The organism is Pseudomonas sp. B16120 (assembly GCF_044218845.1).
GTDB lineage: Bacteria > Pseudomonadota > Gammaproteobacteria > Pseudomonadales > Pseudomonadaceae > Aquipseudomonas > Aquipseudomonas paracarnis.
Map to the genome: position 1 here is coordinate 4,026,466 of NZ_CP162588.1, position 17,882 is coordinate 4,044,347.

Annotated in this window: 12 protein-coding genes and 1 pseudogene; 3 read left to right on the forward strand and 10 right to left on the reverse strand. The window is 58.5% G+C overall.

Annotation, left to right across the window (positions count from 1 at the left end; genetic code table 11):
* Positions 1–7: 7 nt before the first annotated feature.
* From gspF to AB4P90_RS18565, 3 genes are all read right to left on the reverse strand, one after another.
* Positions 8–1,204, reverse strand: coding sequence for a type II secretion system inner membrane protein GspF (gene gspF / locus AB4P90_RS18555; protein ID WP_073452974.1), 1,197 nt, complete (start codon positions 1,202–1,204; stop codon positions 8–10).
* Positions 1,201–2,868, reverse strand: coding sequence for a type II secretion system ATPase GspE (gene gspE, locus AB4P90_RS18560; RefSeq protein ID WP_230957573.1), 1,668 nt, complete (start codon positions 2,866–2,868; stop codon positions 1,201–1,203). Before gspE ends, gspF begins: the two co-directional genes overlap by 4 nt.
* 255 nt (positions 2,869–3,123) lie before the next feature.
* Entirely contained in the window at positions 3,124–4,164 is a 1,041-nt protein-coding gene (locus AB4P90_RS18565) for a LacI family DNA-binding transcriptional regulator (RefSeq protein WP_019821135.1), read from the reverse strand.
* Between the two features lie 197 nt (positions 4,165–4,361).
* On the opposite strand from AB4P90_RS18565, the gene AB4P90_RS18570 reads away from it, so the two are divergent.
* On the forward strand, positions 4,362–6,554 hold the full coding sequence (locus tag AB4P90_RS18570) for a TonB-dependent receptor (RefSeq protein WP_289328806.1): 2,193 nt from the start codon (positions 4,362–4,364) through the stop codon (positions 6,552–6,554).
* Between the two features lies 1 nt (position 6,555).
* Positions 6,556–7,887, forward strand: coding sequence for an LLM class flavin-dependent oxidoreductase (locus AB4P90_RS18575; protein ID WP_395605239.1), 1,332 nt, complete (start codon positions 6,556–6,558; stop codon positions 7,885–7,887).
* A 40-nt stretch (positions 7,888–7,927) separates the two neighbouring features.
* Here AB4P90_RS18575 and aqpZ read toward each other — a convergent pair whose 3' ends face one another.
* Positions 7,928–8,620, reverse strand: coding sequence for an aquaporin Z (gene aqpZ, locus AB4P90_RS18580; RefSeq protein ID WP_288856243.1), 693 nt, complete (start codon positions 8,618–8,620; stop codon positions 7,928–7,930).
* 542 nt (positions 8,621–9,162) lie between these two features.
* On the opposite strand from aqpZ, the pseudogene AB4P90_RS18585 reads away from it, so the two are divergent.
* A pseudogene (locus AB4P90_RS18585) lies at positions 9,163–9,536 on the forward strand (integrase); the annotation flags it as partial.
* Between the two features lie 285 nt (positions 9,537–9,821).
* Here the strand turns inward: AB4P90_RS18585 and AB4P90_RS18590 are convergent.
* The 6 genes from AB4P90_RS18590 to AB4P90_RS18615 form a co-directional block, all read right to left on the reverse strand.
* Complete coding sequence (locus tag AB4P90_RS18590) at positions 9,822–10,331, reverse strand: DUF2514 family protein (protein ID WP_395606104.1); 510 nt, start codon at positions 10,329–10,331, stop codon at positions 9,822–9,824.
* Complete coding sequence (locus AB4P90_RS18595) at positions 10,331–10,936, reverse strand: glycoside hydrolase family 19 protein (RefSeq protein WP_395605240.1); 606 nt, start codon at positions 10,934–10,936, stop codon at positions 10,331–10,333. Before AB4P90_RS18595 ends, AB4P90_RS18590 begins: the two co-directional genes overlap by 1 nt.
* Positions 10,937–10,993: 57 nt before the next feature.
* Positions 10,994–13,048 carry an acyltransferase family protein gene (locus AB4P90_RS18600; protein ID WP_395605241.1) on the reverse strand — a complete coding sequence of 685 codons (2,055 nt, stop codon included), beginning with the start codon at positions 13,046–13,048 and terminating at the stop codon, positions 10,994–10,996.
* 123 nt (positions 13,049–13,171) lie between these two features.
* Entirely contained in the window at positions 13,172–15,748 is a 2,577-nt protein-coding gene (locus tag AB4P90_RS18605; protein ID WP_395605242.1) for a hypothetical protein, read from the reverse strand.
* A gap of 76 nt (positions 15,749–15,824) precedes the next feature.
* The gene (terL, locus tag AB4P90_RS18610) at positions 15,825–17,435 is read right to left on the reverse strand and encodes a phage terminase large subunit (protein WP_395605243.1); all 1,611 of its coding nucleotides are present in this window, start codon (positions 17,433–17,435) and stop codon (positions 15,825–15,827) included.
* Positions 17,432–17,881: a terminase small subunit gene (locus tag AB4P90_RS18615; RefSeq protein ID WP_395605244.1), complete on the reverse strand. Its 450-nt coding sequence runs from the start codon at positions 17,879–17,881 to the stop codon at positions 17,432–17,434. The genes terL and AB4P90_RS18615 overlap by 4 nt, the downstream gene beginning before the upstream one ends.
* Between the last annotated feature and the right edge of the window lies 1 nt (position 17,882).

The window sequence follows — 17,882 nt, forward strand, 5'->3', positions numbered from 1 at the left end:
TGAAAGTTCATATATGGCTGGTGAGGCTCATCAGCGGCAGCATGATCGCCAGCATGATCACTGCCACCAGCACCGCCATGACCACGGTCAGGGTCGGCACCATTGCCGCGAGCAAGCGTTCGATGGCGCGCTTGGCCTCGACGTCGAAGATGTCGGCGACCTTGAGCAGCATGCTGTCCAGTTCGCCGGCCTGTTCACCGACTTCGATCATGTGCAGCGCCAGCTCCGGTAGCAGCGGCTGGCGACCGAACGCATCGGCCAGCGTACCGCCGCCCTTGACCCGTTGCGCTGCCAGCGCCACTTGCGCCTGGAGCGCACGGTTGCTGCAGACTTGCCGGGCGATCACCAGCGCGGGCAGCAGCGCCACGCCATTGCTGAGCAACGTGCCGAGGGTGCGGGTCAGGCGGGCGGCTTGCACCCGTTGCAACAGCGGGCCGATCACGCGGATGCCCAGCACGTGACGGTCGTAACGCTCACGGCGCAGGGGGTCGCGCAGGCGCGCCGCCAGGATCCACCCACTGATCGACAACCCGGCCAGCACCACCAGGCCATAGGCACCGAGGAACTCGCCGAGCGCCAGGATCACCTGGGTGATCAGTGGAATCGGCACGCCAAGGTCCTGAAAAATCGGCACGAATTGCGGCACCACATAGGCCAGCAACAGCGCCAGGGAACCCAGTACACCCACCACCAGGAACGCCGGGTAGATCAGCGCATTGATCACCTCGCCGCGCAGTAACTGGCTGCGCTCCAGGTAGTCGCTGAGCTGGCGCAAGGTGCCCTCCAGCGCCCCGCCGGCCTCACCGGCGCGCACCATGCTCAGGTACAGCGGGGAAAACGTGCCGCCCTCCTCCTCCAGCGCCGCCGACAGCGGTTTGCCGGCCTTGACCTGGTCGCGAATGCGCTCGATCAAGGCCTGCACCTGAGGATGGCGGGCTTGCTTGAGCAACAGGTTTAAAGCGCGTTCGAGGGGCTGGCCGGCGCCCAGTAGCGTGGCCAATTGCTGGGTGAAACTCACCAGCGCTACGCCCTTCAACTGCCCACGTGCCTGGCGCAACAAGGGGCCGCTGGCCGTTTCGATGTGCAGCAACAACCACCCGCGCTGATGCAAGACGGCGACAGCGGCCGCTTGGTCAATGGCCTGCAACGTGCCGCTCTGGGCCACGCCCTGGCTGTCCAGGGCGCGGAACTTGAACAGGCTCACGCGTCATCTCCGCGGGTGACGCGCAGCACTTCTTCCAGGGAGGTGACACCGGCCAGGGCCTGGCGCAAACCGTCTTCATACAAGGTGCGCAAACCGGCGCGGCGGGCGGCGTGCTCGAGGCTGGCGGCGTCGGCGTGGCCCATCAGCAAGCCACGCAACTCATCGTTCATCACCAACAATTCAGTGAGGGCGCTGCGGCCGTGATAGTCACCGCGGTAAAGCAGGATCGGACGCTGCTCGGTCAGGCGATCCAGGCCATGCTCCTTGATCAATTCCGCTGGGGCCTGGAAGGCTACTCGCGTGGCCGGGTCCAGGCGCCGCACCAGGCGCTGGGCGAGAATACCGCTGACCGTGGAGGCAATCAGGTAGCTTTCCACGCCCATGTCCAGCAAGCGCGTGATACTCGCCGCAGCGCTGTTGGTGTGCAGGGTCGAGAGGACCAGATGGCCAGTGAGTGACGATTGGACGGCAATGCGGCAGGTTTCCAGGTCGCGGATTTCGCCGATCATGATCACGTCCGGGTCCTGGCGCACGATGGCGCGCAGCGCTCCGGCAAAGTCCAGGCCGATGGCCGGCTTGACCTGGATCTGGTTAATCCCTTCAAGCTGATATTCCACCGGGTCTTCCACGGTGATGATCTTGCGTTCAGCGGTATTGAGCTGCGACAACGCGGTATAGAGCGTGGTGGTTTTGCCAGAGCCCGTAGGCCCGGTGACCAACAGGATGCCGTGGGGCCGCGCCAATAGATCCTGGAAGGCCGCCAGGCGCGGGCCATCAAAGCCCAGGCTGGGGAAATCGAATTGCACGGTTTGCCGGTCCAACAGGCGCATCACCACCGACTCGCCGAAGCTGGTGGGCACCGTGGACACCCGCAGATCCAGCGCCTTGCCCTGGATGCGCAGCATGATGCGCCCGTCCTGGGGCAGGCGTCGTTCGGCGATGTCCAGGCGCGCCATTATCTTCACCCGCGAGATCACCGCCGCCGACGAACTGGCAGGCGGTGCTTCGGCGTCGTGCAGCACGCCGTCGATGCGGTAGCGCACCTTGAGTTGGTTTTCGAAGGGTTCGATATGGATATCCGAGGCGCGCTGTTCCACGGCGCGCTGCAGGATCAGATTGACCAGGCGAATCACTGGCGCTTCGGAGGCCATGTCCTTGAGGTGCTCGATGTCTTCCAGCACGCCGCCCTGCTCATCGAGGTTTTCGATCAGGCTGCCCATGGCGGAACGGCCCTGGCCGTAATAGCGCTCGATCAGTGTGTCGACTTCATTACGCGAACCGATGGCCAGCCAGACCGGCACCTCACAGGCATACGCCAGGGCCTGGAACGGATACCACTGCGCCGGGTTGGCGGCCATTACGCGCAACCCGCCCTGATGCCAACCCATCGGCACGACCTGGTAATGACGCATAAAGCGCTCGGTGAGCACGGGAAGCGGGTCGAGCAACGGCGGCGCCGCGTCGGCCAGCAGCAGTGGCGCATTCAGCAAATCGGCCCAGGCGCGAGCCAGTTCGACCTCGGACACCAGGCCCAGGCGCGTGAGTAAACCGAGCAGGTCGCCAGGCTCAGTGGATAAACGCTGGGCGCGTTCCAGATCAGCGATTTTGAGCCCGGCGTGCTGCATCAGCCACGCGCACACCTGGTCGGTATGCGGGATCTGCATTTTGCAAGCATCGATGGGCGCTGACGACATCATTGAGGAATATCTAACGTTGCGAAAAGTATGGCTATTTAGAACTACCGAACAATGCCATTAGTTCGCCATAGCCCAGGCAGGCGTTAGCCGGGTGTATCGACTGGAAGTTATAGCCCTAGTTCCGGACGAGGGGGTAATTAAATACAAAACATTGCCAAATGCACTGATTTAGAGCGTTGGCAGCCAATAGCCACTAGTTGCACTTAGCCATAATGAAGTTGTTCAGGTGCTCTCTCGTTCAATTAACTGACAGTGCAAAAGATTCAAGCGCTCAACTTCCTCATCGGTGGCTAACACACCCAGACTTTGCAGGACGCGTGTGGCGGCGAGCACACCGATCTCCAACGCGGGTGGCTGGAGGGTGCTGAGGCTGGGCAACAACATGTGGGCAAACGGGTAATCGCCAAAACCCAATACGGCGCAGTCCTGGGGGATGCTCAGCCCGGCGCGTTGACCGGCCAGCAAACCGCCCGCGGCGAGGTTGTCATTGGCGAAGAAAATCGCGTCGGGCGTGATCGCCTGCCCCATCAGCGCTTCCATGGCTTGCTTGCCGGCTTCGAAGGGCGCACGGTCGGCGTCCGGCACAAAGACCCACGGGTGCACACCCAACTCGGAGAGGGTCGCGGTAAATCCATCGCGCCGCTCCAATGCGCTGAAGTCGCCCACTGCACTGTTTTGTACGAAGGCGATGCGTCGATAGCCTTTGCCATGCAAGTAGCGCGCGGCGGTGACGCCCACTTCATAATGAGAAAACCCCACTTGCAACGGCGCGCGTTCCGGCACGTAGTCCCAGGTTTCGACGATCGGTATATCTGCCTCGGCGATCATCTTCTCGGTGCCAGGGCTGTGAAAGCGGCTGGTCAGCACCAGCGCTGCCGGCGACCAACCGAGAAAAGCGCGCACCGCGCTTTCCTCCTGCTCGACGCTGAAATAGCTGGAGGCCAGCAACAGTTGGTAGCCGTGACGATTGAGGGTGTCGCTGAAGCCCTGCAGCGTATTGGCAAAAATCGGCCCCGAGATATTCGGAGTCACCATCGCAACGATTTTGCCGCGCGCGGAGGCCAACCCGCCGGCCACCAGGTTCGGCACATACCCCAACTGCGCGACTACCTGGGCGATACGTTCACGGCGCTCGGGTGACACCTGTTCAGGTTGGTTGAAGTAACGCGACACCGTAATGGCCGACACCCCGGCCTGGCGCGCCACGGTATTGAGGGTGACGCGGCCGGCGCCCCGGCGCTTGCGCGGTTTGTGTTCGTTCACGGCAAAAACCTCAAAAAGGAATATAAAACTAATTTTTTAGTATTTGACGCTCTAAACCGACGCCTTCAATAATGCCGATGTTAGCGCTAACAAAGCGCACTGTCTGCTACTCGCTCGAGCGAATGCCCAAGACATTTTCAGGCGCTGAAGGTCGCAGAACCGCAGCGGACCAGGGTATTTTTTCGAGCGGGCACAGCATGCATAACTTTCCACGGCACACCCATTTGTTGCTTCTGGCAGGCCTCTGCGCCTTGCCCGTCTGCGGCGCTGTAGCGGCTGACGAACAGGAACCCACGCTCCAATCCGTGACAGTCACCGCTACCCGCCGCGAAGAATCGCTGCAAAAAGTCCCGGTGGCCGTCTCGGTGCTCGATGGCGAGCAACTGGAGCGTGACAATCGCAACGGGGTGGCGAGCATCGCGCAGCAAGTGCCGTCGCTGAACTTTCGCACCGGCGCCTCGAACAAGGACACCTCGTTGTTCGTGCGCGGCGTGGGCACCATTTCAACCTCGCCGGGCGTTGAGCCAACGGTGGCTACGGTGATCGATGGCGTGGTCTATGCACGCCCCGGCCAGGCCACACTCGACCTGTTGGATTTGGAGCGCATCGAAGTGCTGCGTGGCCCGCAAGGCACGCTGTTCGGCAAGAACGCGTCGGCCGGTGTGCTGAATATCACCAGTAAGGCGCCGACTGCCCAGACCCACGGTTTTATCGACCAGTCGTTCTACAGCGGCCATGAAAGCCGCACGCGCTTTGGCATCGGTGGCAGCCTGGTGCCGGAGGTGCTCAAGGGCTCGATCAGTACTTTGTTCGGCAGCTACGACGGTAACGTCGACAACCGCCACAACGGCCAGGAGGTCAACGGTTACAACCACAAGGGCATTCGCGGCAAGCTGGAATTCACGCCCAACGACGACGTGACACTGACCCTGATCGCCGACTACATGCAATCCCACGACGACGCGCCCAATGGCGTGGTCAGCAAGTCCCTCAGCCCGGCGTTCAGCAATGCCTTGAGACCGGTGCGCGCCTCAAGTGACAACCGCGATATCAACACCGATACCCGCAGCCATGTGGAAGACATTAACAAGGGCTTGTCGGCGCAGTTGGATTGGAATCTGGGTGACTACACCCTCACGTCAATCACCGCCTGGCGCGGCTGGGACAACACTCAATATCAGGATGGCGACCGTCTGGGCACGGTCACCGCCGCGTTCCCCGGCACCGCTGACAAGGGCGACCTGGCGTTCGACCAGTATTCCCAGGAGCTGCGCCTGGCCTCGCCCAAAGGCGAGTTCTTGGAGTACGTCGGCGGCCTGTTCTACATGCATGGCAAGGATGAGGAGACCTATCAGCGTACCCTCACCACCACGACGCGGGTCGATAGAGGCATTGCCGACTACAGCACCACCAGCGACAGCTACGCGGTGTTCGGCGAGACCACGCTCAACTTCACCTCGCGCTTTCGCGGCATCGCCGGGTTGCGTTACACCCATGACGACTTGCAGTACGACCATCGCCGCGTGTCCACCTCTGCCACTACCGTCAGCGGCATTCAACCGGCGACGTCGAGTTCCGGTTCGGTAGACGAGGATGGTTGGTCCGGTCGGCTGGGCGTGCAGTACGACCTCAGCGACAACATCACCAGCTACCTCACCTACTCACGTGGCTACAAAGGCCCGGCCTACAACGTGTTCTTCAACATGCAGCCGCGCGATACCGACGCGCTCAAGCCGGAGACCTCCAATACCTGGGAAGCCGGAATCAAGGCCACGGCCTGGAACAACCGCCTGACCACCAACCTGGCGGTGTTCCACAGTGACTACGACAACTACCAGGCCAACTTTTTTGACACGGTTGCCGGCCAAGTCGTGACGCGCCTGATCAACGCCGGCAGCGTCAGCACCGAAGGCGTCGAGCTCGATTACGCCCTGCAAGCCACTCAGCAACTCAAGCTCTCCGGCGCCCTGGCCTATACCCGAGCGCGCATCGATCAGTTCGCGTGCCCGCCAGGCGCAGCAGCAACCTGCAACGTCAATGGCAAACCACTGCCGTTCAGCCCGGACTGGAAAAGCTACGTGCGCGCCGACTACAGCATCCCTCTGGATAACGGCCTGGATATCGAACTGGGCACTGACTACAGCTGGCAGAGCGAAGTGCAGTACGACATCAGCCAGAACCTCGACACCAAACAAGGCGCCTACGGCCTCTGGAACGCCAGCGTGGCCCTGGCCGACTATACCAATGGCTGGCGCGTGGCGCTGTTGGCGAAGAACCTCGCTGACAAATCCTACTCACCGCTGCTGGCCAGCGGCGGCAACTACATCTACCGCGCCGTGCCTCGTGACGATGAGCGTTACTTCGGCGTGCAACTGCGCAAGGATTTCTAGCATGGGCCGTCAACTCAAACTCGGCGCCTTCCTGATGGCTACCGGGCACCACGTGGCCGCCTGGCGCCACCCCGACGTACCGGCGAACGCTGGCCTGGATTTCGCCCACTACAAGCATTTGGCACGGGTGGCGGAAGCGGCGAAATTCGACGCACTGTTCGTGGCCGACAGCATCGCCGCCGCCACCGGTGAGGTCGCCAGCCAAATGGCGCGTTCGGATCATTTCGAGCCGCTCACTCTGCTCTCGGCCCTCAGTGCCGTGACCGAACATATCGGCCTGATCGCCACCGCCACCACCAGCTATAACGAGCCGTACCACGTGGCGCGTAAATTCGCCTCGCTGGATCACCTCTCCGGCGGTCGCGCAGGCTGGAACCTGGTGACCTCGGATAACGCGGCCGAGGCGCTGAATTTCGGTCGCGACGAGCACCTGGGGCATGCCGAACGCTACAGCCGCGCACGGGAATTTCATCAGGTGGTGACGGGGCTGTGGGACAGCTGGGACGACGACGCCTTCGTGCGCGACAAGGCCAGCGGACGCTATTACGAGCCAAGTAAACGCCATGTGCTGGACCATGTGGGCGAACACTTCCGAGTCAAAGGCCCCCTGAACGTGGCGCGCTCGCCCCAGGGCCAGCCTGTGATCGTGCAGGCTGGTTCCTCGGAAACCGGTCGTGAACTGGCCGCGCAGACCGCCGAAGTGGTGTTTACCGCGCAGACCTCATTGGCCGACGCGCAGGCCTTCTATAGCGACCTCAAAGCTCGCCTGGGCCAATACGGGCGCGAGGCCGACTCGCTGAAAATCATGCCGGGCGTGTTTGTGGTGGTGGGCCAAACCGAAGCACTGGCCCAGGCCAAATTCGAAGCGTTCCGGGCGCTGGTCGAACCCGAGGTGGGGGTGGCGTTGCTGGGGCGCATGTTGGGTAATTTCGACCTGTCCGGCTACCCCCTCGATGGGCCGCTGCCCGAGTTACCCTTGACCGACAGCGGTCAACGCAGCCGCCAGCAACTGCTGAGTGAACTGGCCCAGCGCGAACAGCTGACATTGGCGCAACTGGGCCGACGCATTGCCGGTGGCCGCGGTCATTACAGCGTGATCGGCACGCCGATTCAGATCGCCGATGAACTGCAGCGCTGGTTCGAAGAAGGTGCGGCGGATGGCTTCAATATTCTGGTACCGCACCTGCCGGGCGGGCTGGAGGATTTTGCCCGCCTGGTCATTCCCGAGTTACAGCGGCGCGGCTTGTTTCGGCGCGAATACACCGGCACCACACTGCGCGAAAACCTTGGTTTGGCGCGCCCGGTCAGCCGTTACAAGGCGGCTCGATCATGAAGAACACGGTCCGCTCGCCGAGCAAAGGTGGCCTGAGCGATTACTGTTTTGTCGCCAACACGAACCTGTGCACCAGCCCACCAAACACGCCACCGAGCAAAGGCACCACCCAGAACACCCACAACTGGGCTATCGCCCAATCGCTTTGAAACAGTGCCACGCCCGTACTGCGCGCCGGGTTAACCGATGTATTGCTCACCGGAATGCTGATCAGGTGAATCAAGACCAGGGCAAACCCGATGGCCAGCGGCGCAAAACCGGCCGGCGCCTTCTTATCGGTAACACCCAGGATAATCAGCAGGAAAAACGCCGTGAGTACAAACTCGGTGACCACCACTGACAGAAACGAGAAGCCACCTGGAGAGTGCTCACCATAACCATTGGTGGCAAACCCCGCCGACACATCAAACCCGGCCTTGCCGCTGGCGATCAGGTACAACACCCCGGCAGCTGCAATCGCGCCCAAGACCTGAGTGAGGATGTAGGGCGCCACGTCCTTGCCGTCAATCCGCCCGGCGGCGAGCAAACCCAGGGTGACCGCGGGATTGAAATGCCCGCCGGAAATATGGCCGACGGCGTAGGCCATGGTTAATACGGTTAAGCCAAATGCCAAGGCCACGCCGACAAAGCCGATGCCCAGCTCAGGGAAGGCGGCAGCCAGAACGGCACTGCCGCAACCGCCCAGTACCAGCCAGAATGTGCCGAAGAACTCGGCGGCTAGACGTTTTGTCATCAGGTAACTCCTTGAAGTTAGGTCAAAGAGTGGGAGCCTAACAACGGGGTACCGGCGTTGGATGTGGGAAATTTCCTTGGTGTGTGGTGATTATGAAAAATGGCGACGGATGCTGGGAAGGGCATTTATTCCCTGAAAAAGCCCAACCGTCACCGATTGGGCTAATTCATTGAATAATATGGTCGGGACGGAGTGACTCGAACACCCGCCCCCTGGCGCCCCATGCAAGCGGACACCTCTGCTGGTCTCGGTCGTCGACTGGGCGATTTCAACGGAAAAGGCCGCGCTGAGAACAAAGTTGATGCCGATCTGCACGCCCATCCGTATGAACCCGGAGCCGAAAGCAGCCCCGCCCGGTAAAGGCTATGGATTACCTACCAGTCGGGTTGCCTTGAGGCGAAACAATAGCCCGGCGCTGGGCCGGGCTATCGTCATTGCTACCTGCTAAGCCAGCAGGTCTGCGTCCCGCTCCCGCCACAGAGCTTCCAGCTTCGTCAGCCCCATCCCGGTAATCAGCGTCGAGCATGTTGGGATCATGGTTCACCCCGCGCTCAGCCAACCAATGCCGCGCGCCGTTGGTCGACTTTTTCAACCACGCCGCAGCCAAGGGCCTGTGCCCGGACAACCCAGCGGCCAGCACCATCAAACGAGTCGAGAAGAAGCAGCGCAAGCGGCACACCGCTGAGGGCCTGAAGGCTATCAGGGAAAAGTCGCCTGCCTGGCTACAGAACGCCAATCGGCCTGGCGCTTATCACCGCTCAGCGGCGGACCGACATCCTAGGCATGCGTTTCGAGGGGCAGAAGATCTGCGGGTCATGCGAGCGAGGGCATGACCAAAAAATACCAGCGAGACCATGAGGAAATCATCTGGTCCGAGGCAGTTCCGGACCTGAATATCAGTGAAATCACCAGGTAGTTTTTCGCGGGTTTTGCGCAGGCACAAAAAAGCCGATCTAGCTGATCGGCTTAAGTGTCTGATTTTACTCAGGAATAATGGTCGGGACGGAGTGATTCGAACACTCGACCCCTAGCACCCCATGCAAGCGGACTCCTCTAGAGCCCGCTAACTACAAGGCTTCGCGCCTGGCGCTCGCTGCAACGATGCCCAACAGTGCGCAACCGTATTTTACAAAGTCACTCGTAAAGTCACTGAGCCTTTTCGGCCCCCTCCCTCGGCGTCCTGCCGACCGAACACAACCCTCTATTTCCCCAAGGCATCATACGCCTGCTCGCAGGTCACTCCCCGGCCGTGGCTTTGGTCAGCATATCCTGCCAGGTCGCCCGCTCGCTGGTCAGCACGCTTGAGCACGTCGGCAAGCACCATGGCGGCGCGGGAAGCTGCCGCGCTTGCGGCGGCAGTGCAGGAATTGCCGCCGGCTTGACTGGCTGCGATGCGACTGGCAAGGCCGTCGGCTGCGCTGCGCAACCTGTCAGACTCGCGGTTAGCAGCAGTGACAGCAGCAGCGGTATCGATAAGAGCTTGGCCATTCTGGACTACCTTGTTGATCGCCTGTTGGCGGGATTGTTCTTTGGTGCGCTCGGCGGCCTCGTTGGTGGCCTGGGCGGCTTCATCGCGAGCATCCCGCTCGCTCCACTTGGCCTGCCACTCATCGTTGGTGACCGTCACGCCGTGGTGGTACACCCCATATAGCGAGCCGAGCACGAGCAACAGCACGGCCAGATAGGGGAGGATTTTCATCCAGATCGCGATCATGCCAGCACCTTCAATGCCTTGTCGTACAGCGCCTGGCGGTCGGCCTGGCCATTGGTGCCGCCGTTGATGCGCTGAGTGATTTTGGTCAGGTCACCAGCATCGGCCAGGGTATTCAGCCCATTCGCCGACCAGAACCACGCAGCCGACATCGCTGCATATTGGGACTGCTCCAGCAATTCGGGCTGATTGATCAGGTCCAGGCCAAGGGCTTCGCCGCATACCGCGTAGTTCGCCTTTCCGGTCACCTGAATCAGCCCGCGCCCGCGATACTTCCAGCCATCGCCGGGCGCGGTGTTACCCATGCGTCCGGCATACACGATGTTCGCAATCTGCTCAGGGTTGCGAGCTGCGGCAGTTGCTCGTACCGAGTCGAACCGGCTCGGCCAGGTCTTCATCAGGCCGTCGGCGCTGTAGTTCAGGTTTTCCACCAGTCGCGTCAACTGGCCCGACTCGTGGCCAACCTGGGCGATGAACGCAGCAGCGCGCGGCGTGCCGACGATGCCGTAACGGTTCATGGCCGTGTTCAGGACAGGAACAAAAACGCCGGCTTGGCGGCCGGCGTTCGGGAGGATCTGCAGCAACTGCCGCTCGGTGATCGACATGCTTTTCTCCAGGCATAAAAAAGCCCGCACATGGCGGGCCTTTGTATTGGTTGTTTTTTATTGAGAAAGGATTCCAGGGGCATGAGTCTTGGCCCACTCGGCGAACATCTTGCCAAGTTTCTCACTGGCATATTCCGAGTAGTGGCTGTCCTTGTCGCGGAACACCGGCATCCCATCAATTACGAGCGAACATTTATCCGATGTACAGTAAAGGTCGTTCGGATCAAACACAGGAACATCAGGGTTTGACTTGGCCAGGCTTTCAATTAGCGGTGCGAATCCAGCATTGATTGTCTCCCTGACGCTCACGTCAACCTGACAATCAGAGGTTGCCGATAATTTGAATGGGCGAGTGAAACACCCCTTTAAGTCGTGGTACGCCGATACGTGGGGAACAAATACTATTGGCTTCACGCCTTTTGACTTAACGAACGCAATTGCTTCCTCGACAGATGCAATAGCCTCCGACGTCTGAACGCTGTGAAGTCCGCCGATGATCGCGTACCTGACGGTGCCGCTTGCGGTAATAATGTTTCTGAGGTGGTCCTGCTGATCCTTAGGGCGCGAGCCAGCGCACGGTGATGTAGGTGCCAGTTTGCTCAGTACGGCAATGTCGGCCGACGAGATATCAACAGCACACGCGCCGAAAGACAACACGCTATTACCCTTGAGACCATCAGTGTTGGCAAAGGCAGGATACAGGTGATTCGCAAAACTGTTTCCCATCAACACAACAGTGGGCGGGGCTTCCTTGCTGGCCATGCAGAAGCGCCATGCGTAATCCTCGGAGCCCGCCAGTGGGTACTTGGTGAGACACGTTTCATTTGTTGAGTATTTCCAGTTGGACGACACGAACTGACTGTTGAATCGTTCGCTCGCCTTTACTGCTGGACGGCCTGCAATGCCAGCCTGGCTGTATATGTAGTAGCCGGCGCCCGCTATAGCAGCCATTGCCATGACCAAGGCGGCCGTCTTGAGCTTGTGGTCGCGGCGCTTCAACGGGGTCTCGATCAATCGGTAGGTCAGCCATGCAAGAACAATAGAAAGGACCATCGCGCCAGCCCTGATTTCAGGCGACGGCACCTGGCCTTCAATGATTCTGGCGAACGAGAGCAGCGGCCAGTGCCACAGATATAAGGGGAAGCTGATCAGGCCAACCCAAACAAATGGCTTGCTCGCTAACACTTGGCGATTAAGCCATGCGCTTGGCCCGGCGTAGATGATCAAGAAGGCGCCCGTACACGGGAACACTGCCCACCACCCTGGAAAGCTCAAGGCGCTGGTCATCATGTAGACGCTTGCCGCAATGATCAGTACGCCAGCGAAAGACATGAGGTTCTTTATGGTGCTGCCGTCGGCTGGGCGACTATCAGAAAAAATCATTGGTGAAAGCAGCTTGTCGACGAGCAACAACGCTCGCTGCTGTCGCCAATACAGCGACACATAAGCCAGCACCGTGCCTGCCAACAGTTCCCATATTCGGGTTTGCGGCAGGAAGAACACGCCAGTTCCATCGGTGTGGATATTGCCTACATTCAAGGCAAAGGATGCAAACAAGATGACCAGCGTGAAGGTCAGCGCATTCAGGCGGATCTTCCAAATGGCCCAGGCTATAGCAGGCCAGACGATGTAGAACTGTTCCTCAATGCCCAGTGACCATAGATGCAGCAAGGGTTTTGTGTCGGCAGCGGTATCGAAGTACCCCGACTCGCTCCAAAGCATAATGTTGGAAACAAACCCAGCACCACCAATCACATGCTTCCCAAGCTGCATATACTCATCCGGGAAAAGGGCAAACCAACCAAACACAAGGCATGCAACCAGGACGACTATTAAGGCAGGGAAAATACGCTTAACTCGACGAGCATAAAATTCAGTCAGGCTGAAAGAAGACTTGTCGAGGCTTCCAAAAATTATGGTGGATATTAAAAATCCAGAGATAACAAAGAAGATGTCAACACCAACAAACCCGCCGGTAAGCAGCGAAGGAAATGCGTGATACACGACAACAGAAAGAACGGCTATTGCCCTAAGCCCGTCTATATCAGGTCGGTACTTTGGATGGGAAAGGTGGCCGTTAGCTGTTGCACCTATTTCTTTGTAAGCCACCATGCAAAACAATCCCTTTGATTAAATGTTGCGCTATGAGCTGACCGGAAGCCGCCGTAGGGTATATGACCGGTCCGCAACGTTCAATCAGTCGGCATGGCAAAGCGCCTTCCCTGGCGCAAAAACTTACGACGATCTTGCCAATTCAAGCTCATAGCTCAAGCTGAATGCCGGCGCGCTGCCCGTTGCGGTGAGCGTGATCGGTAGGTCCATGTAATGATCTGCGCCACTACCTATCTGCGACACGCCCGCAAACGATGGGGCGCTGATAGTTATCACCACACCACCTGGATTTTCCCCAGCCTGACCCGACAGACCGCTTGTAAAAACGGCCGTTGTGGGGAAATAGAGTGCCGACGTGGACTGAACAGAGAACGAGAAGTTGAAGTGTTTTTCCTGTGTGGAAAATGACCCAGACGATGAATGCGCAACCGTTGCAAACAGCTTGATCTTGCCGGTGACAACGTTAGCCTGGGATGAATCGCTAAAGGCGTTCACATGGACACGGAGCGTGGTGCCTACAGGAGAGGCGACCGTGCGATTGGCGAATACACCACCCCTCGCAATCAGTCTCCCATTCGCATGCGGAACCATCTGTGAGCGTGGGTCAACGTGGTAAACGCCAGTCAGCAGATAGGCATCCAGAGGCACATCGAAATCAATGCGGGTTGGACAAAGCGTCAGAGCGACACCAGGGGTGCGAGAAGACTTGTCGCCAATTCGGTTTCCTGTGCCGATAATCAGCTGCTTGACCTGGTCTCGTCCACCAAACGACGTGATGATGTCATTGACCTTCGTCCCGCTAACAGTGACCGTCCGGCCGTACCGCACGCCGAATACTGCTTTTGTCAGGCGGTTAGGAACCCTGAAATCAACGTCTACGCAATAAAAGTCCGCATCATCATAAAGGTATTCATAGCCAGCGTTCATCGCCGCATTCTGGAATTGTGGAAGCTCTGCTGTGTCATCAACAGACGAACGAATTACACCATTCTTTATGCCGCCGCCAAAGCACCGGAAATTGGATAGCCCGTAGTCATTATGAACGTTGAAGTTTTCGGCTGTGGCGCGGATGACAGGGTGAGTAGAAATACTCTGATAGTTATTTGCTCCATTCATCCCTACTAGCTTGTAATCACTAGAATAATCTCCAACATCCGCATGGCCGTGGTGGCAGTAGTTTGTATTCGTGTTGAGCTCAGTGATGTACCTGCTGCCGCCATAGATTCCTATATGGTAGGACATAGCCTCTGCAACACAATTTATTATGTTAATACCTCGGCAGGCAATCGTCTGAATGCCTACCCTGTATGGGTTTGCATCTCTATTGAATGGGTACTGCCCCCTGATAACGTTATCAACTATGTTTACAACATGGCAGCCCTCTGTCTGTATTCCAACGTACTGCGTAGGGTCGGAATCAGCCGCAACCAGTAAGTGGTTGAAGTTTTTCAAATCAACACGAACTGGGCGATATACCTTGATCGCGATGCCAGCGTCCGCAGTTGTGTAGTGGAAATTCAAGGGGTCGGCAAGCGTAACGGAGTTTCCTGAAACGCCGTTAACAAGCACGCAGTCCTTCTTTGTATCGTTCCACTCGGACGATGGCTTGATAGTGGTAGTGATGTAAACCAAGTCGCCCCGCTGAATCCCTGCCGCGCTGCTCAGTGGCAGAACAAGCGCGGCGCGTGCGACGTTTGCCGTCAGCGTCAAGCCCGTGGCAATGGTTGGCGACTTTAGGATGATCTGCCCGTTTGTCCAGCGCGAAAGCTGGCCGTTGAAATCAATCACAGTGTCCTTAGTCAGCGTGATAGAAACCTTCGACTTGAAGTCGTATCCGTTAGGGCTTTGCGCGAACTTTATTTGGCTGGTGGTGGCAAGAGCGGTCACGACTTTACCCATGTCGTCCGCTACCCCGTTACCTGGAGAGATACTAACCCCAACGGCCAGAAGAGCGTCATGAATGGAGCGGTCACCATCAAAAACGTATTTTGCACCATCAGGACCAGCCAGGATCTGGCGTAGGGCTGAATCACCTACAGCCATAAGTTTTGGTGCGTCGGTGACCCAGTTACCCGCTAGCGTAAGCGGCAAATCCGATGCATTCAAAACCCTGTACAGCTCTCCAGAGCGCTGTACCAGCTGAGTTTGACGCAAAACAATAACGCCAGAGCCATATGTTAAATATGTCGACTCATAGCCGCTGGCATCCATAAATGCCCTGAATTCTGTCTCGCGCTCAACTTGATCGGCTTCGAAAATATCCTGAAAATCTTCTGCGGCGTTAGCCGCTGCTGCCTGAGCAGCTACCGCAGAGGCTTCTGAAGCCTCTGCACTGCCCTGCGCAGAGCTAACTGCGGCCTGTGCCGCTTGCGCCGATAACGCGCGCTTGCCCGTATCTACCGCAACTCCGGAAACCTTCCTCCAAACCTCATAGATCTCGCCGGCATCAGCGGAGGCCACCAAGAACATACCGCCCTCAACAGTTGCAGCAAGACCCGATGCAACAGTTGGGTAAATAGCGGTCGAGATGCTTGCCTTATCCTCAATGGACTTGATCACCTGCTTAAGGTTTGGAATCGAGCCAGAGTCCGTGGGGATTCCGCCCGCATCAATCGCGTCATTGTTGAATCGATAGGTGATGTTGCTGCCGATCTCCGCGCGAACTGTGGCGATCTCAAGACGCTGAGTCTGGTCAGTCATGTCGTTTCCTTGGGGCGTGTTTAATGAGCGCAGCCGAGTTCGGCCAACGAAAGTTGGGGCGGTTTAGGGTTTTCGGTTAAAGCCAGTTGCCGGAGAAGAAGTCGCCGCTATTACTGATAAGCATGTCCGCGACCGCGTCGAACATGGTGTCTACTTGGTCGTCGTGGTCATGACTGTCGTCGGCCGTGAAGGCTGATGCTTCCGTTAGGAATGGCGCTACCCAGTCGGTGCTGGCGATTGTTTCGCCGCGATGATCCTTCACGTGCTCGATTTTGCGGCCCTGGTCATCGAAAATAGCCGGAACAAATACCCGGCCAGACTTGATCCATGGAACAGCATCCATGCAGCGAGTCACCTTGTTTGCTGCCGGACCGCGCGGCTGAGGCTCAATTGGGATTGCACCTTTCTTGCTGATGGTCTGAATGAGACCAGTGCCAGAAGATTTGTCCTCCACTCGCATGTACCGCAGTGCCGCCGGCCGGAACTGGTCCCAGTCCTTCCACTTCTGCCATATGCGTAAGGCTTCCGTCTCAAGATCCCCTGCATCCCATTTGCCGCGGTGCACATCGATGATGTAGAGGTTTCCGTCAACGCCCAGGCCGCAATGGGTGAATACCGAGAAGTCGTGCTGCTCGCCCGTTTTCTGTGCGGTATCGACGTACACGCCGCGCCAAACCAGAAACGGCAACTGCTCATAGGTCTTGAACCAGTCAGCATCAATCATCCCGCCGGTCAGCGCTACGGGCTCTTGCTGGTATTGGCTGACCATGGTGTATGGGTCGCGATCCCACAGCGCCATCAGGTCGACGACAGTTTCCTTGGCCGGCCAGTACGACCAATACTCGACACCGCCACGGACGATTGAAGGGCTACCAAAAACATCGCGCTCGGCGTGTTCGCGTATCTCCTCAGGCAAGCTGGCGATGTACTCGCGAGTAACCAGGGCAGGAACCTTGATGTGCGCGAAGTCCAGGCCCATGCCACCCTTGAGCAGAAAGCCAGACACGTCATCCGTGTGCAGGCGCTGCTGCGTGCAGATGACAGGAGTGTCTGGAGAGGCCCTACGGCTTCGCAGGGTGTTGGTGACGATACGCTGGGCCTTGGCTCGCATGGTTGCGCTGAACGCGCTGTCCGCCTTTTCCGGGTCATCCAGGTTGATGAAACCGGTAAAGCCTTCCGAGATGTAGCCGCCACGTACACCAGTGATCTGGCCGCCAGTGGATCTGCTGAAGATCTGATGCTTGTTGCGCCCGCGCTCGTCGGTGATGACCCAGTTGGCCACATCGGCCTTGCCTAAGTCGCACGGCCACAAATCCTGATATTCATCGCTGGTGATGATGGATTTGATGCGGTTCGAGTTCTCTTCGACCAAGGCTTTCGAGTACGAAACGTTGAGCGTGCGCGTGCGGTCGAACTTGGTCATGGCGTATGAAGGCACATGGATTGACCAGAATTCGGTCTTAGTGCCGCCTGGGGGCATATTGAACACGACGTTCTTGAGCTCACCAGACAGCACCCTCAAGGCTGTGTGGTCCATGTAGCGATGGTGCCAGTTGCAGAGCATCTTCATGCCCTGGTTCAGCTGGAAAAAAACACGCATGAACGACAGCGGCGAATGTTCGCTGATGAGTTTTGCTGCTTGTCGTTCCGCGCTGCTCATTACATCCCAGTCGAGCAACTTGCTCATAGGCAGCCCAGCACGGAGCTCAAGGCCTTCTGGTCAACCGTGACCGTCGAACTGGTTTCAATCGGCGCGCCGTTCTTCCCGGTAAGCTCCACGATCTTCTTGTCCAGGCCCAATAACTTGGCCTTGCCCATGGTGGCCGAGACCGCCGCAGATGTCTGAGGTGTTTCGGCACCCAGTGCGGCCTTCCTGGCCTCTTCCAGCTCAGCCAGGAGTGTGTCCACGGTGATTTCGTGACGCTCCATGACTTTCTTCCTTAATTCTTCGAGCCTGGCTTGAACCTGGGGCTTCTGTAGGGTGTTGTAGCCTTCTCGGCCGATGGTGGCTGCTGCCATATTTTCGGTGTTGTAGGCTATTCGATAGGACTCCGCCGCGTTGGCCGTCTCGACGTAGGCAAGACAGAACTTTTCCATCTTGTCGCTGAAGTGACGTTTGCGCTTGCGTTCCATA

Bases quoted from the DNA above. Each gene is read 5' to 3' on its own strand.
- AB4P90_RS18570 (WP_289328806.1), top strand. From the start codon at position 4,362: ATGCATAACTTTCCACGGCACACCCATTTGTTGCTTCTGGCAGGCCTC.
- aqpZ (WP_288856243.1), bottom strand. From the start codon at position 8,620: ATGACAAAACGTCTAGCCGCCGAGTTCTTCGGCACATTCTGGCTGGTA.
- AB4P90_RS18605 (WP_395605242.1), bottom strand. From the start codon at position 15,748: ATGACTGACCAGACTCAGCGTCTTGAGATCGCCACAGTTCGCGCGGAG.
- AB4P90_RS18615 (WP_395605244.1), bottom strand. From the start codon at position 17,881: ATGGAACGCAAGCGCAAACGTCACTTCAGCGACAAGATGGAAAAGTTC.
- AB4P90_RS18600 (WP_395605241.1), bottom strand. From the start codon at position 13,048: ATGGTGGCTTACAAAGAAATAGGTGCAACAGCTAACGGCCACCTTTCC.
- gspE (WP_230957573.1), bottom strand. From the start codon at position 2,868: ATGCAGATCCCGCATACCGACCAGGTGTGCGCGTGGCTGATGCAGCAC.
- terL (WP_395605243.1), bottom strand. From the start codon at position 17,435: ATGAGCAAGTTGCTCGACTGGGATGTAATGAGCAGCGCGGAACGACAA.
- AB4P90_RS18575 (WP_395605239.1), top strand. From the start codon at position 6,556: ATGGGCCGTCAACTCAAACTCGGCGCCTTCCTGATGGCTACCGGGCAC.
- AB4P90_RS18595 (WP_395605240.1), bottom strand. From the start codon at position 10,936: ATGTCGATCACCGAGCGGCAGTTGCTGCAGATCCTCCCGAACGCCGGC.